At 64.6% G+C, this 15095-nt stretch carries 15 protein-coding genes and 2 pseudogenes; 14 read left to right on the top strand and 3 right to left on the bottom strand.

The annotated features are described in order from the left end of the window. The 6 genes from A5625_RS07885 (at position 1) to A5625_RS07860 (ending at position 5667) form a co-directional block, all read left to right on the top strand. Positions 1-1026, top strand: coding sequence for an acyl-CoA dehydrogenase family protein (locus tag A5625_RS07885; RefSeq protein WP_066991273.1), 1026 nt, complete (start codon positions 1-3; stop codon positions 1024-1026). Beyond that, positions 1017-2180, top strand: coding sequence for an acyl-CoA dehydrogenase FadE29 (gene fadE29, locus A5625_RS07880; protein ID WP_066991187.1), 1164 nt, complete (start codon positions 1017-1019; stop codon positions 2178-2180). Before A5625_RS07885 ends, fadE29 begins: the two co-directional genes overlap by 10 nt. Next, a complete protein-coding gene (locus A5625_RS07875) occupies positions 2177-3139 on the top strand; it encodes a bifunctional MaoC family dehydratase N-terminal/OB-fold nucleic acid binding domain-containing protein (protein WP_066991184.1) in 963 nt (320 codons plus the stop codon). Before fadE29 ends, A5625_RS07875 begins: the two co-directional genes overlap by 4 nt. Beyond that, positions 3136-3537, top strand: coding sequence for a MaoC family dehydratase (locus A5625_RS07870; RefSeq protein WP_066991181.1), 402 nt, complete (start codon positions 3136-3138; stop codon positions 3535-3537). The genes A5625_RS07875 and A5625_RS07870 overlap by 4 nt, the downstream gene beginning before the upstream one ends. Beyond that, entirely contained in the window at positions 3538-4707 is a 1170-nt protein-coding gene (locus A5625_RS07865) for a lipid-transfer protein (protein ID WP_066991178.1), read from the top strand. It abuts the gene before it with no gap. A gap of 114 nt (positions 4708-4821) precedes the next feature. Further along, positions 4822-5667 carry an endonuclease domain-containing protein gene (locus A5625_RS07860; protein ID WP_066991270.1) on the top strand — a complete coding sequence of 282 codons (846 nt, stop codon included), beginning with the start codon at positions 4822-4824 and terminating at the stop codon, positions 5665-5667. A 69-nt stretch (positions 5668-5736) separates the two neighbouring features. Here A5625_RS07860 and A5625_RS07855 read toward each other — a convergent pair whose 3' ends face one another. Then, a complete protein-coding gene (locus tag A5625_RS07855; protein WP_066991175.1) occupies positions 5737-6609 on the bottom strand; it encodes a MaoC family dehydratase in 873 nt (290 codons plus the stop codon). A 1-nt stretch (position 6610) separates the two neighbouring features. Then, positions 6611-8293, bottom strand: coding sequence for a 3-oxosteroid 1-dehydrogenase (gene kstD, locus A5625_RS07850; RefSeq protein ID WP_066991268.1), 1683 nt, complete (start codon positions 8291-8293; stop codon positions 6611-6613). A gap of 72 nt (positions 8294-8365) precedes the next feature. On the opposite strand from kstD, the gene A5625_RS07845 reads away from it, so the two are divergent. From A5625_RS07845 to A5625_RS30020, 8 genes and pseudogenes are all read left to right on the top strand, one after another. Next, positions 8366-9151 carry a 2-keto-4-pentenoate hydratase gene (locus tag A5625_RS07845; protein WP_066991172.1) on the top strand — a complete coding sequence of 262 codons (786 nt, stop codon included), beginning with the start codon at positions 8366-8368 and terminating at the stop codon, positions 9149-9151. Between the two features lie 51 nt (positions 9152-9202). Beyond that, positions 9203-10135, top strand: coding sequence for an acetaldehyde dehydrogenase (acetylating) (locus A5625_RS07840; RefSeq protein WP_066991168.1), 933 nt, complete (start codon positions 9203-9205; stop codon positions 10133-10135). Next, complete coding sequence (gene dmpG, locus A5625_RS07835; protein ID WP_066991165.1) at positions 10132-11190, top strand: 4-hydroxy-2-oxovalerate aldolase; 1059 nt, start codon at positions 10132-10134, stop codon at positions 11188-11190. The genes A5625_RS07840 and dmpG overlap by 4 nt, the downstream gene beginning before the upstream one ends. Positions 11191-11253: 63 nt before the next feature. Then, on the top strand, positions 11254-11532 hold the full coding sequence (locus tag A5625_RS07830; protein ID WP_066991162.1) for a hypothetical protein: 279 nt from the start codon (positions 11254-11256) through the stop codon (positions 11530-11532). An 88-nt stretch (positions 11533-11620) separates the two neighbouring features. Then, complete coding sequence (locus A5625_RS07825; protein ID WP_066991159.1) at positions 11621-12760, top strand: hypothetical protein; 1140 nt, start codon at positions 11621-11623, stop codon at positions 12758-12760. Positions 12761-12762: 2 nt separating this feature from the next. After that, positions 12763-13545, top strand: a complete 783-nt coding sequence (locus A5625_RS07820; RefSeq protein WP_066991155.1) for an SDR family oxidoreductase — start codon at positions 12763-12765, stop codon at positions 13543-13545. Further along, a pseudogene (locus A5625_RS07815) lies at positions 13545-14441 on the top strand (sulfotransferase); the annotation flags it as partial. The gene A5625_RS07820 and the pseudogene A5625_RS07815, both read left to right, overlap by 1 nt. After that, positions 14416-14526: pseudogene (locus A5625_RS30020) on the top strand (hypothetical protein); the annotation flags it as partial. The pseudogenes A5625_RS07815 and A5625_RS30020, both read left to right, overlap by 26 nt. Before the next feature lie 223 nt (positions 14527-14749). Here the strand turns inward: A5625_RS30020 and A5625_RS07810 are convergent. Next, positions 14750-15095: sulfotransferase (locus A5625_RS07810; RefSeq protein ID WP_197515997.1), on the bottom strand; the 346-nt coding region annotated here is incomplete at its 5' end.

Raw genomic sequence — 15095 nt, 5'->3', positions numbered from 1 at the left:
ATGGACTTCGACCTGACCGCGACGCAACAGGCCGTCGCCGACGTCGTCACTTCGGTGTTCGAGCGCGAATTGAGTTGGGACGCATTGGTCAGTGGCGGCGTGACGGCGCTGGCGGTGCCCGAGCGACTCGGCGGCGACGGGGTGGGGTTGCCCGAGGTCGCCACCGTGCTGACCGAGATCGGTCGCCACGGCGCGATTACGCCGGCCCTGGCGACGCTGGGATTCGGCGTCCTGCCGCTGCTTGACCTAACCTCCGACCAGCAGCAGGACAGATTCCTCGGCGGCGTCGCCAAGGGGGCCGTGTTGACCGCCGCGCTCAACGAGCCGGGAACCGCACTGCCGGACCGGCCCTCGACGACCTTCGCCAATGGCCGGTTGTCGGGCACCAAGATCGGTGTTGGCTATGCCGGACAAGCGGATTGGATGATCGTCACCGCCGACAACGCTGTCGTCGTGGTGTCGCCCAAGACCGCCGGCGTGCAGATGGTTCAAACTCCGACGTCGAACGACTCCGAGGAGTACACGGTCACCTTCGCCGACGTCGCGGTCGAAGACTCCGACGTTTTGGCCGGCGCGACGGCGCCGCGGGTCAACCAGTTGGCGCTGGCGGCCATCGGCGCCTACGCCGATGGGCTGGTGGCCGGGGCGCTGCGGCTGACCGCCGACTACGTGGCCAACCGCAAGCAGTTCGGCAAGCCGCTGTCGACGTTCCAGACCGTGGCCGCCCAGCTCGCCGAGGTCTACATCGCCTCGCGCACCATCGATTTGGTGGCGAAGGCGGTCGCCTGGGGGCTGTCCGAAAGGGGCGGATCCGCCCCTCAAGTACAAGACGACCTGGACGTCCTCGGCTATTGGATCACCTCCCAGGCGCCGCCGGTGATGCAGATCTGTCATCACCTGCACGGTGGCATGGGGATGGACATCACTTATCCGATGCACCGGTATTACTCCACGGTCAAGGACCTGTCCCGGCTGCTGGGCGGTTCGTCTCATCGTCTCGATCTGGTGGGAGCGCAATGTTCATAGATCTGACTCCCGAACAGCGTCAGCTGCAAGCGGAACTACGCGAATACTTTTCGAACCTGATCTCGTCCGACGAGATGAAGGCGATGGAGCAGGATCGCCACAACGAGGCCTATCGCGCGGTGATTCGGCGGATGGGTCAGGACGGCAAGCTCGGCGTCGGATGGCCAAAGGAGTTCGGCGGCTTGGGCTTCGGCCCGATCGAGCAGTCGATCTTCGTCAACGAGGCGCATCGGGCCGACGTGCCGCTGCCCGCTGTGACGCTGCAGACGGTCGGCCCGGTTCTGCAGCAGTTCGGTAGCGACGAGCAGAAGAAGAAATTCCTGCCGGCCATCCTGGCCGGTGAGGTCCACTTCGCCATCGGCTATACCGAGCCCGAGGCGGGGACCGATCTGGCTTCGCTGCGCACCACCGCCGTTCGTCAGGGCGACGAGTACATCGTCAACGGGCAGAAGATCTTCACCACCGGAGCCCACGACGCGGACTACATTTGGCTGGCCTGCCGCACCGATCCCGAAGCCGTGAAGCACAAGGGCATTTCGATCCTGATCGTCGATACCAAGGATCCGGGTTACTCCTGGACGCCGATCATCCTGTCCGACGGCGCCCACCACACCAACGCCACCTACTACAACGATGTGCGGGTGCCTGCGGACATGCTGGTCGGTGAGGAGAACGGCGGCTGGCGGCTGATCACCACCCAGCTCAACAACGAGCGGGTCATGCTCGGTCCGGCGGGGCGTACCGCCGGCATCTACGACCGACTGCACGCCTGGGCGTCGAAGCCGGGTAGCGACGGGGTCACACCGATCGACCATCAGGACGTCAAGCGAGCGCTCGGTGAGATCCATGCGATGTGGCGGATCAACGAGTTGCTGAACTGGCAGGTGGCCGCCGCGGGCGAAGACATCAACGTGGCCGATGCTGCATCGACGAAAGTCTTTGGCACGGAGCGCATCCAATACATCGGCCGACTCGCCGAGGAGATCGTCGGCAAGTATGGCAACCCCGCCGATTCGGACACCGCCGATCTGCTCAACTGGCTGGACTCGCAAACCAAGCGCAACCTGGTCATCACTTTCGGCGGCGGCGTGAACGAAGTGATGCGCGAGATGATCGCCGCATCCGGACTCAAGGTGCCGAGGGTGCCTCGATGACTGATATCAAAGAAGCGGTCGCGGAAATCACCGCCACCGTCGTCGCCAAGCCGCGTGCGGCGCGGGATCCGGTGAACCAGCCGACGATCAACAACTGGGTCGAAGCGCTCGGCGACCGCAACCCGATCTACGTCGACGAGGCGGCCGCCAAGGCCGCCGGCCACCCAGGAATCGTCGCCCCACCGGCCATGATTCAGGTGTGGACGATGTTCGGCCTGGGCGGCGAACGCCCGACCGACGACCCGATGGGCCCGATCATGCAGCTGTTCGACGAGGCCGGCTACATCGGGGTGGTCGCGACCAACTGCGAGCAGACCTATCATCGGTATCTGCGTCCCGGCGAGCAGGTCACCGTCCACTCCGAGATGCGCGACGTGGTCGGACCCAAGCAGACCGGGCTCGGCGAGGGCTGGTTCATCAACCAGCACATCACCTGGCGGGTCGGTGACGAGGACGTCGCCGAGATGGCCTGGCGCATCCTGAAATTCAGGCCACGAGAGGATTCCGGCGCCACCGGATCCGTCCCGCAGGACCTGGACGCCGACGCCATGATGCGTCCGGCGGTGTCACGCGACACCGCCTTCTTCTGGGAGGGCGTCAAAGCCCACGAGTTGCGTATCCAGCGCCTCGCCGATGGCACCCTGCAGCACCCGCCGGTACCGGCGGTGTGGCAGGACAAGTCCGAGCCGATCGACTACGCCGTGGCCAGCGGCCGTGGCACGCTGTTCAGCTTCGTGGTGCATCACGCGCCGAAGGTGCCCGGTCGCACGCTGCCGTTCGTGATCGCGCTGATCGAGCTGGAAGAGGGCGTGCGCATGCTCGGCGAGCTGCGCAACGTCGACCATGCCGAGATCAAGATCGGAATGCCGGTCCGCGCAACCTATATCGACTTCCCGGCCGGTGAGTCCGGCCCGGAGTGGAGCCTGTACGCCTGGGAGCCCATGGGAGACGAAGCATGAGCGCAGCTGTTGTCGAAGTGGGCACCACTCTGCCCGAACTCAAGCTGCACGGTTCACCGACATTCATCATCTCAACGGCCTTGGCGACCAGGGACTTTCAGGACGTTCACCATGACCGTGACCTGGCGCAGGCCAAGGGTTCCAAGGACATCTTCGTCAATATCCTCACCGATACCGGGCTGGTGCAGCGGTACGTCACCGATTGGGCGGGGCCGACGGCGCTGATCAAGTCGATAGGGCTGCGCCTCGGGGTGCCCTGGTACGCCTACGACACCGTCACATTCTCCGGTGAGGTGACCGCCGTCGAAGACGGCCTCATCACGCTAAAGGTGTTCGGCCGCAATAGCCTCGGCGACCATGTGATCGCGAATGTGACGCTGACGATCGGGGGTTCCTAGATGTTGTCGGGCAAGGCCGCAATCGTCGGCATCGGCGCCACCGACTTCTCCAAGGACTCCGGCCGCAGTGAGCTCCGGCTGGCCGCCGAGGCGGTGTTGGACGCGTTGGACGACGCCGGGTTGAGCCCGTCGGACGTCGACGGCTTGACCACCTTCACGATGGACACCAACAACGAAACCGCGGTGGCACGTGCGACGGGCATCGGTGACCTGAAGTTCTTCTCGCAGATCGGATACGGAGGGGGCGCCGCGTGCGCCACCGTGCAGCAGGCGGCGATCGCCGTGGCCACCGGAGTGGCCGACGTCGTCGTCGCCTACCGGGCATTCAACGAACGCTCAGGCATGCGGTTCGGACAGGTGCAGACCCGTTTGGTGGGTAACGCTGGCGTCCAAGCCGATTCGACGGCGGCGGACAATTCGTTCTCCTACCCGCACGGGCTTTCCACGCCGGCCGCGCAGGTCGCGATGATCGCCCAGCGCTATATGCATCTGTCCGGTGCGACCAGCCGCGACTTCGGCGCGATTTCGGTGGCCGACCGCAAGCATGCGGCCAAGAACCCGAAGGCGTATTTCTATGAGAAGCCGATAACCATTGAGGACCATCAGAATTCGCGGTGGATCGCGGAGCCGCTGCGGCTGCTGGACTGCTGTCAGGAGACCGACGGTGCGGTAGCGATCGTGGTGACGTCTCCCGAGCGGGCGCGGGACCTCAAGCAGCGGCCGGCGATCATCGAGGCGGCGGCGCAGGGGTCCAGCCCCGACCAGTACACCATGGTCAGCTACTACCGGCCGGAGCTCGGCCTGCCCGAAATGGGCGTCGTGGGCCAGCAGCTGTGGCAGCAATCCGGTCTGAAGCCGACCGATATCCAGACCGCCGTGCTCTACGACCACTTCACCCCGTTCACCCTGATTCAGTTGGAGGAGTTGGGATTCTGCGGCAAGGGTGAAGCTAAGGACTTCATCGCGGACGGCGCCATCGAGATCGGTGGGCGGCTGCCGATCAATACGCACGGCGGTCAGCTCGGCGAGGCCTACATCCACGGCATGAACGGAATCGCCGAGGGTGTGCGGCAACTGCGGGGCACCTCGGTGAATCCGGTGCCCGACGTCGAGCACGTCCTCGTCACCGCCGGCACCGGCGTGCCGACCTCCGGCTTGATCCTCGGCTAGCGAGGTTTGCCTCGAGTGTGCGGCCAGCCGCACACTCGACGCCGACGGTGCGGCTGGCCGCACACTCGACGACTGAAGTGACGCCTGCGGCTCCTCATGCGACGCTGCGTGCTCATGGTGGGGCCTTTGATTGGCAGCGAGGCTATCGCTGCTGGGGTGTTGACCAAGTCGCAACTAGCTACGCGCTTTCATCGACTGTTCCCCGACATCTATGTGGAGCGCGACGTCGAGATCACAGCCGAACTCCGCACGAAAGCCGGCTGGCTGTGGACCGGGTATCGAGGTGTGGTCGCAGGTTTCGCCGCTGCCGCGCTACACGGCAGCAAGTGGGCCGACGACGCGCCGGTAGTGGACTTGATTCACGACAATCCCCGGAGCCCGTTGGGATTGCGGACCCACCGAGACCGCATCGAGCAGGACGAGATCGAGCTAGTGGCCGGCATGCCGGTCACTTCGCCAGTCAGGACGGCGCTGGACATCGGGTGTTGGTATCCGCTCATGACAGCGGTAGCGGCAATTGATGCACTTGCCCGGGTTACCGAGATCAAAGCCGCCGATATTGAGTTGCTAGCCCGTCGATACCTGGGGCGCAGAGGTACTGCTCGAGTACGTCAGGCCGTCGACCTCTTCGATTCAGGTGCGCAGTCTCCGAAAGAGTCATGGTTACGCGTCGTGTTGATCCGGGCAGGCTTGCCCAGACCGCAAACACAGATTCCGGTGCTGAATGAATTCGGCAGTGCGATCGCATATCTGGACATGGGATGGGAAGACCTAAAGGTGGCCGTCGAATATGACGGTGAGCAGCATCGTCGTGACCGGAAGCAATACACCTGGGATCTCCGGCGACTGGAAACGCTCGAGCGGCTCGGCTGGATTGTCGTGCGAGTGGTCGCGGGGGACCGACCCGCAGAAATCATCAGCCGTGTGCGTGGCGCATTGGCCCGGCGAATGTGCGGCTAGCCGCACATCCGAGACCCAGTGTGCGGCAAGCCGCACATTCGGCAAGAGAAGGCGCTCGGCAAAAAGCCCCTAAGCCGGGACGAGTTCGACGCCGGAGAGGACGACGGCGTTGTCGCGGGAAGGCGCGACAACGCTGGCCAGGAAGCGGCGTTCAGAAGACGTTGAGTCCTTCCAGATGCCGACTTTGAGTGTTTCGCCGGGGAAGGCCACCCCGGCGAAGCGCGCGCCGTAGGCCACCACTGCGCCGGCGTCGCCGTCGAGCAGCGCGTCGGTGATCGCCTTGCAGGTCATGCCATACGTGCACAGCCCGTGCAGGATGGGCTGGGAAAAGCCTGCAGCAGCGGCGAATTCGGGATCTGAGTGCAGCGGATTGCGGTCACCGCACAGCCGGTAGAGCAGCGCCTGCTGCGGCAGAATCGGCACGTCGACCTCGAGATCGGGAGCCCGGTCGGGCGCGCCGTCCGACGTCGACGGACCGCGTTCGCCGCCGAATCCGCCTTCGCCGCGGGCGAAGATGGACCGCCGCTGCGTCCACAACAGCGTGCCATCCGGTGCGGTGACCGTCGTCTCGCTCCAGATCACCGCGGCCTTGCCCTTGTCCCAAATGTCGGTGAACCGGGTGACGGTCTTGGCCGAGCCCGACGGCGGCAACGGAGCCGGCGCCTCGACCCGCTCACTGGCGTGCAGCACCTTGCTCAATTCGATGTCGATGCCGGGGAACCGCACCGTCGGCGGCTTGGTGGCATGGAATGTGGCGGCCACATTCCCGAACGTCGGCAGAACCTGCGGGGTGTCGTCGATCAGATAGCGCAGCTCTCGGGCGTCCATCGGGTCTGCGCCCGCGCCCAGCCCGAGGTGATAGAGCTGCACATCACTGCTGGTCCAAGAGAATTCGATGGGATCCAGCTCAGCATTCAGTGCTACGTCTACGTCGATGGGCATCTCAGCACTCCTCCGCGATGTGCAACGCCGCCAGGTAGCCGAACGTCATGGCCGGGCCGATGGTGCCACCCGGACCGGGATAAGTGTGGCCCATCACCGGAGCGCTGACATTGCCCGCGGCGTAAAGGCCTTCGATGATACTGCCGTCGTCGCGCAGCGCCCGGCCGTGGACGTCGGTGCGGATGCCGCCCTTGGTGCCCAGGTCGCCGGGCACCATCTTGGCCGCGTAGTACGGCGCGTGACTGATCTCGCCGAGGTTGGGGTTCGGCTTGTTCGTCGGGTCACCGTAGTACTTGTCGTAGGCGCTCTCGCCGCGGTGATAGTCGGCATCGACGCCGGAGCGCGCGAAGCCGTTGAAACGTTCCACGGTCGCGGTGAGTTCGTCTGCCGGAAGGCCGGCCTTCTGTGCCAACTCCGTCAGCGTGTCGGCCTGAATGATGACCCCTGACTCCAGCCACTTGCGCGGAATACGTTGTCCGGGCTGCAATCCGGCAAAGATATAACGATCCCGGTACTGCTGGTCGAACACCAGCCACGCGGGAATGTTCTCGCCCGGGCCGGGGCCCTGACCGTATTCCCCGCCGTACATGTGATGGCAGGCTTCGACGTAGGGCATCGATTCGTTCATGAACCGCTTGCCCGACATGTTGACGATGATCGACCCCGGCGAATTGCGCTCGGACAACGCGAACCACGGTGCACCCACCAGCGGGACGGTCGGCCCCCACCAGGCGTCTTCCATCAAATCCAATGCAGCCCCAAGCTTTTCACCTGCCAGAATCCCGTCGCCGGTATTGGCTATCGCGCCCACGGTCCACTCGGTGGTGATGGGCGCGCGCTGGTACTTGACCCGCATTTGTTCGTTGTGCTCGAAACCGCCACTGGCGAGGATCACGCCACGGCGCGCCCGGATGAGCTGAGGCTCACCCGACTCGGATTCACCGGCGGTGCGCACATAGATCCCCCGCACCACACCGTCTTCGACGTACAGGTCGGTAAGAGCGGTGTTGAGCACCACCGGAACTCCGGCCCGCTGCAACCCAATCCGCAGCGGCCCGATCAACGCCCGGCCCATGCCGACGAGGTTCTTGCCGGTCGCTTTGGCCCACATGGTGCGCGCACCCACCTTCAGACTGCGCAGCACGCCGCGCGGGTGGCGCTTGAGCTGGTTCAGCCGCACGTAATCCTGTTGCATCACGACGACGTTCAGCGGCACCTTGCCGTACGCCGGCTCCAGGCCGGACTCGTCGGGGCCGAGCTTGCGCGCGTCGAACGGCTTGGGCTCGATCGATCGGCCCTCAGCGCGCCCGCCCGGCGACTCGGGGTAGTAGTCCGAGTAACGCGGCACCCAGCACATTTTCAAGGGGGTGTGCTTGAGCACAAACGACAGCATTTCCGGCCCGCGTTGCAGGTACGTGTCGATGCGTTCCGGCTCGACGACATCGCCGACGATCCCGTGCAGATATGTGCGGGCGGCCTCGGCGGTGTCGCGGACTCCGTCACGCTTGAGCACTTCGTTATTTGGGATCCAAACACCGCCGCCTGAGCGAGCTGTGGAACCGCCGAAGTGCGGGGCCTTCTCGATGACTATGGTGGAAAGACCCCGGTGAGCGGCGGTAAGGGCAGCCACCATGCCGGCTCCGCCGCTTCCGACCACGACGACGTCGTACTCCTGCGCTGACATGTAGAACACGTTATAGAATTGCCCAGGGCGGCCGCTACTTGCCCGGTCGACCGTACGAGGAGACTTGGAAAAATGCTCAGTGTTGCTACCCGCGACGAGCTGGCTGCCGACTTGGCGCAAGCCGAGCGGAGCGGCGAGCCGATCGCCCCGCTAACCACCGCCTATCCGGACATCGACGTCGTCGACGCCTACGAGATTCAGCTGATCAATATCCGTCAGAGAGTCGCGGAGGGGGCCCGGGTATTGGGCCACAAGGTGGGACTGTCCTCGTTGGCGATCCAGCAAATGATGGGCGTCGACGAGCCGGACTATGGACACCTGCTCGACGAGATGCAGCTGTTCGAAGACACCCCGGTCAAGGCGAACCGCTACCTGTACCCCCGGGTCGAGGTCGAAGTCGGTTTCATCCTCAACGCAGACCTGCCGGGAGCCGGTTGCACCGAGGACGACGTGCTGGCGGCCACCGAGGCGCTGGTGCCGTCCATCGAGTTGATCGACACCCGGATCACCGACTGGAAGATCGAACTGTGCGACACCATCGCCGACAACGCCTCGTCCGCGGGTTTCGTGATCGGTGAGGCGCGCGTTTCCCCCCGCGACATCGACATCAAGGGGATCGACGCCACGCTGCGCTGCAATGGTGAGGTCGTCGCGGAGGGCCGTACCGACGCGGTGCTGGGCAATCCGGTCACGGCGGTGGCCTGGCTGGCTCGCAAGGTGGACGGCTTCGGCGTCCGGTTACGCAAGGGCGACCTGGTGCTGCCCGGATCCTGCACGAAGGCGATCGACGCCCACCCCGGCGACGACTTCGTCGCCGACTTCGCGGGCCTCGGTTCGGTGCGGTTATCGTTCGAATAGGCTCGAATTAAATCGACTAACTTAAATCTCAAAGCTTCGAAAAGGAGCATCATGCCGACTAAGGCGACTGTGGCCATTGTCGGGTCGGGGAACATCAGCACTGACCTGCTTTACAAGCTGCTTCGATCGGACTGGCTGGAACCCCGCTGGATGGTGGGTATCGACCCGGAAAGCGAAGGCTTGGCCCGGGCCCGCAAGCTGGGCTTGGAGACCACCCACGAGGGTGTGGACTGGCTATTGGCGCAGTCGGAGAAGCCCGACCTGGTGTTCGAGGCGACCAGTGCCTACGTGCACCGCGATGCCGCACCCAAGTATGAGGCCGCCGGGATCCGGGCCATCGATTTGACGCCGGCCGCGGTGGGTCCCGCGGTGATCCCGCCGGCCAACCTGCGCGAGCATCTGGACGCGCCGAACGTCAACATGATCACCTGCGGCGGGCAGGCGACCATCCCGATCGTGTACGCGGTCCAGCGTGCCGTCGCCGACATAGGTGGCGTGCCCTACGCCGAGATCGTCGCGTCGGTCGCCTCGCTGTCGGCCGGCCCCGGCACCCGGGCCAACATCGATGAGTTCACCAAGACCACCAGCAGGGGCGTGGAGACCATCGGCGGCGCCAAGCGCGGCAAAGCGATCATCATCTTGAACCCGGCCGACCCGCCGATGATCATGCGCGACACCATTTTCTGCGCCATCCCCGAGGACGCCGACCGGGATGCGATCGCAAAGTCCATCCATGACGTGGTGGCCGAGGTGCAGACTTATGTGCCCGGATACCGGCTGCTCAACGACCCGCAGTTCGACGACCCGTCGATCAACTCCGGCGGCCAGGCGCTGGTCACCACGTTCGTCGAAGTGGAGGGTGCGGGCGACTACCTGCCGCCTTACGCTGGGAATCTGGACATCATGACCGCCGCGGCGACCAAGGTCGGCGAGGAGATCGCCAAGGAGTCGTTGAGCGCGACGGCCGGAGGAGCGCAGGCATGAGTACCGACATCTTCTTCAATCCGATCTGGGACGTTCGGATGACCGACACGTCGTTGCGGGACGGCTCCCACCACAAGCGTCATCAGTTCACCAAGGACGAGGTCGGCGCCATCGTGGCCGCCCTGGACGGCGCGGGAGTGCCGGTCATCGAGGTCACGCACGGCGACGGCCTGGGTGGCTCCAGCTTCAATTACGGGTTCTCCAAGACGCCCGAGCAGGAACTGATCAAGCTCGCCGCCGAGACCGCCAAAGAAGCCAAGATCGCCTTTCTTATGTTGCCCGGAGTCGGGACCAAAGAAGACATCAAAGAGGCCCAGAACAACGGCGGCTCGATCTGCCGGATCGCCACCCACTGCACCGAGGCAGACGTGTCTATCCAGCACTTCGGCCTGGCCCGCGAACTCGGCCTGGAAACCGTCGGGTTCTTGATGATGAGCCACACCATTTCGCCCGAGAAGCTGGCCGCCCAGGCTCGCATCATGGCCGACGCCGGCTGCCAGTGCGTCTACGTGGTCGATTCGGCTGGAGCGCTGGTCCTCGAGGGTGTGCGTGATCGGGTCGCGGCACTGGTCGCCGAACTCGGCGACGACGCCCAAGTGGGTTTCCACGGCCATGAGAACCTCGGGCTCGGCGTGGCCAACAGTGTCGAAGCCGTCCGGGCGGGCGCCAAGCAGATCGATGGCTCGTGCCGGCGGTTCGGCGCCGGTGCCGGCAATGCGCCTGTCGAGGCGCTGATCGGGGTGTTCGACAAGATCGGGGTCAAGACCGGGATCGACTTCTTCGACATCGCCGACGCCGCCGAAGAGGTGGTCGCCCCGGCCATGCCCGCCGAGTGCCTGCTCGACCGCAACGCCCTGATCATGGGCTATTCCGGGGTGTATTCGAGCTTCCTCAAGCACGCCATCCGTCAGGGCGAGCGCTACGGGGTCCCGGCTCACGAGCTGCTGCACCGCGCCGGTCAGCGCAAACTCATCGGTGGCCAGGAAGATCAGCTCATCGACATCGCGCTGCAAATCAAGCGCGAACAACAAAGCGGCGCCGCAGCTACTACATAGCCTGCGGATTCGGCGACGCGCCGCACAGGCCGCGCATAGCTATCGCGAGTATTCTCACGTGGTATGAGCACGACATCGAAGAAAGTCGGCCTGCTCGCCGGGGGGCTGTTAACCGCTACCGCTGCGACGATGATCGCGCTGCCGGTGGCCAGCGCCCAACCGTGCAATCAGGACGTGGGCGCATCCATCGACTCGTACCTGCAGCGCCATCCCGACCTCCACCAGCAGCTGCAGGCCAAGTCGCAGGCGGAGGGCGGTAACGGCAACGTCATCGACTACCTGAACCGGCATCCCGACGTGCGCCAGCACCTGATCGACCTGTCGCACGCCTGCCCACCCTAGCGAGCCCGCCTCGTCGTTGAACCGCGCGGCCGACGCGCGGGAACGTTCGCCATTGACGAAAAAGTAGAACACGTTCTAGCGTCTAGGCGTGTTCTCTGAATCCGTCTCGGGCCCGCTCACCTCCGCCATCGCCGAAGCCGAAAAGTTGGTGGCCGCGGCCCCTCACATCGAGACCGAAGCCGACCTGCTCGAAGGGCTGCAGTACCTGGCGGGCTGCATCGCCGGGTGTATTCATCTGTCGTTCGACTACGAGCGCGACCATCCGTTCCTGCAGTCGGGTACTGGGCCGTTCACCAAGATGGGTCTGGACAATCCGGACACGCTGTACTTCGGCACCCGGGTGCACGCCGATCACGATTACGTGGTCACCGGCCGCCGCGGCACCACCACCGACCTGAGTTTCCAGCTGCTCGGCGGTGAGTACACCGACGACAATGTGCCCGCCAGCCAGGCCGCGTTCGACGACCGGGAACTGCAGATCGCTGCCGACGGCAGCTTCGAGTGGCGGGTGCGGCCCACCAGTCCCGGGCAACTGGTCATCCGCGAGGTGTACGGCGACTGGGCGGCGCAGCGCGGCACGCTGGCCATCTCCCGGTTGGACACCGCGGGTACCGCGCCGCCGCCGCTGACTCGTGAGACCATCGAAAAGCGTTATGCCACAGCGGGAAGGCAACTCGTCAATCGGGTGAAGACGTGGCTGCAGTTTCCGCAGTGGTTCTACTTCAACATTCCGGTGAACACGATGGTCGCGCCCCGTTTGACACCCGGCGGACTGGCGACCCAGTACTCGTCGGTGGGCCACTACGAGCTGCGGCCCGACCAGGCGCTGGTGATCACCATTCCGGTTACCGATGCGCCCTATCTCGGCTTCCAGCTGGGCAGCCTGTGGTACATCTCGCTGGACTACATCAATCACCAGACGTCGCTGAACAACACTCAGGCGCAAGCGGATCCGGACGGCAAGGTACGCATCGTCGTCGCTGACCAGAACCCGGGCGTGACCAACTGGGTAGAGACGCTGGGCCACCGTAAGGGCATTCTGCAATTCCGCTGGCAGCGGGTTTCGCGTCAGCTCACCGAAGCCGACGGCCCCACTGTCGAACTGGTCGACGTGGACGCCGTACCGACAACGCTGCCGTACTTCGAGCACAACAAGATTTCCGACGACGAATGGCGTGCGCGAATTACGCTGCGCCAACAACAAATTGCGGCAAGGATGCTGGGGTGACGATGTCAGGGATGCTCGACGGCAAGGTAGTGGTCATCAGTGGCGTCGGGCCGGGTCTCGGTACCACGCTGGCACACCGATGTGCCGGCAATGGTGCTGACTTGGTGCTGGCGGCGCGGACCGTCGAACGGCTGGACGAGGTTGCCAAGCAGGTTAACGACTCCGGCCGCAAGGCGTTGGCGGTGCGCACCGACATCACCGATGACGACGAGGTGGCCTACCTGGTCGAGACCACCATGGCCAGCTACGGCAAGGTCGACGTGCTGATCAACAACGCGTTCAGGGTGCCGTCGATGAAGCCGTTGGCCGGCACCAGTTTTCAGCACATCCGCGACGCGATCGAGCTCAGTGCGCTGGGCGCATTGCGACTTATCCAGGCTTTCACGCCCGCGCTCGAGACGTCGCAGGGATCAATCGTCAACGTCAACTCCATGGTGCTGCGTCACTCGCAGGCCAAATACGGCGCCTACAAGATGGCCAAGTCGGCCCTGCTTTCCATGTCCCAATCGCTGGCCACCGAGCTGGGTGAAAAGGGCATTAGGGTCAATTCCGTTGCTCCGGGCTATATTTGGGGCGATACCTTGCAGGCATACTTCGAGCACCAAGCGGGCAAGTACGGCACCACGGTCGACGAGATCTATGCGGCTACGGCGGCAAATTCTGACCTCAAGCGGTTGCCCACCGAAGAAGAAGTGGCGTCGGCCATTCTGTTCCTGGCCAGCGATCTGTCCAGTGGCATTACCGGGCAGACGCTGGACGTCAACTGCGGGGAGTACCACGTCTGATGTCCGGTCGCACCGATATCGGGACCGTCGACGAGCTGCACGCATCGGCTACCAAGCTGACCGGGCTCGATGACTTCGGCGTCGACGATGACAACTATCGCGAGGCGCTGGGAGTGCTGCTGGACTCCTACCGGACCGAAGCCGGCCTAACCGTGTTGGGCAGCAAGATGAATCGCTTCTTTCTGCGCGGCGCGCTGGTGGCGCGGTTGCTGTCCGAGTCCGCTTGGAAGCAGTACCCGCAGTACGCCGACGTCAACATCGAACGTCCCATTTTCGTCACCGGCCTGGTGCGCACCGGGACTACGGCGCTGCACCGGTTGTTGGGGGCCGATCCCGCACACCAGGGCCTGCACATGTGGCTGGCTGAATTCCCGCAGCCCCGCCCGCCGCGCGAGACCTGGGAGTCGCACCCGCTGTATCGTCAACTCGACGCGCAATTCACCCAGCACCACCAGGAAAACCCCGGCTACACCGGCTTGCATTTCATGGCCGCATACGAGCTGGAGGAGTGCTGGCAGCTGCTGCGCCAGTCGCTGCATTCGGTGTCCTACGAAACGCTGGCGCACATCCCGAGTTACGCGCAGTGGTTGGCCGAGCAGGACTGGACGCCGTCATATCGGCGGCACCGCAAGAACCTTCAGCTGATCGGACTCAACGATGCCGACAAACGCTGGGTGCTGAAAAATCCGAGCCACCTGTTCGCCTTGGACGCATTGATGGCGACCTACCCCGACGCATTGGTGATCCAGACTCACCGTCCGGTCGAAACGATCATGGCCTCGATGTGCTCGCTGGCGCAGCACACCGCCGAGGGCTGGTCGACGTCGTTCACCGGGGCCCAAATCGGCGCTGACGCAATGGAAACCTGGTCGCGAGTCCGGAGGCGACACCGCGCGCACCCGGTCATGCCCCAAACTCGGTGACAGCATTGAACATGCGGTCGCCGAGGGCTACCTGGACAACGGTCCAGACGAAGACTGAGCGACGGTCCGGTTCGCCCGCGCCCGCATCCGTCCGCGCCCGGCCGTCCGCATTCGTCCGCGCCCGGCCGTCCGCACACCTGCGCCCAAGCCCGAGAGCATTTGGTGTTTTGCCCACCTTTGAGCGACAAAACGGCAGCGCCGGAACCGTCTACGGCGTTGTCGCTCAAAGGTGGGCAAAAGAGGTGCTGCCCGGGCGCGGAAACCCCTGTGGGTCCTGTGACTTACAGCCCCGCGAAGCGCTCCTTGACCGTCTCGATGCTGAGTCCGTAGTCGGCCAGCGAATAGGTGTGCTTGGGCGCCCGCTCGCCGGACTGGCTGTCGGCGTGGGTCTTTTCCATCGCGGCTTTGGCCTCTTCGGTCAGCGTCAGCCCGAAGTGCCGGTAGATATCGGCGACAATACCCATCGGGTCGGCGATCAATTCCTTGTAGTCGACGTCGTAGAACTGGGCCGGCTTGTATTTGGCGCGCGCGGTGTTGAATCGCTCCAGCCCTCGCGACCAGGTTTCCATTGCGTCAGCGCCGATTTGGGCCCCGGTGAACGACGTCGACCAGCCCTCGGCGGTGTGC

The sequence above is a fragment of the Mycobacterium sp. 1465703.0 genome, from assembly GCF_001672975.1.
Taxonomy (GTDB): Bacteria; Actinomycetota; Actinomycetes; order Mycobacteriales; family Mycobacteriaceae; genus Mycobacterium.
The sequence above is the reverse complement of the archived record's forward strand: the minus strand, read 5'-3'. Positions and strand labels throughout refer to the sequence as shown.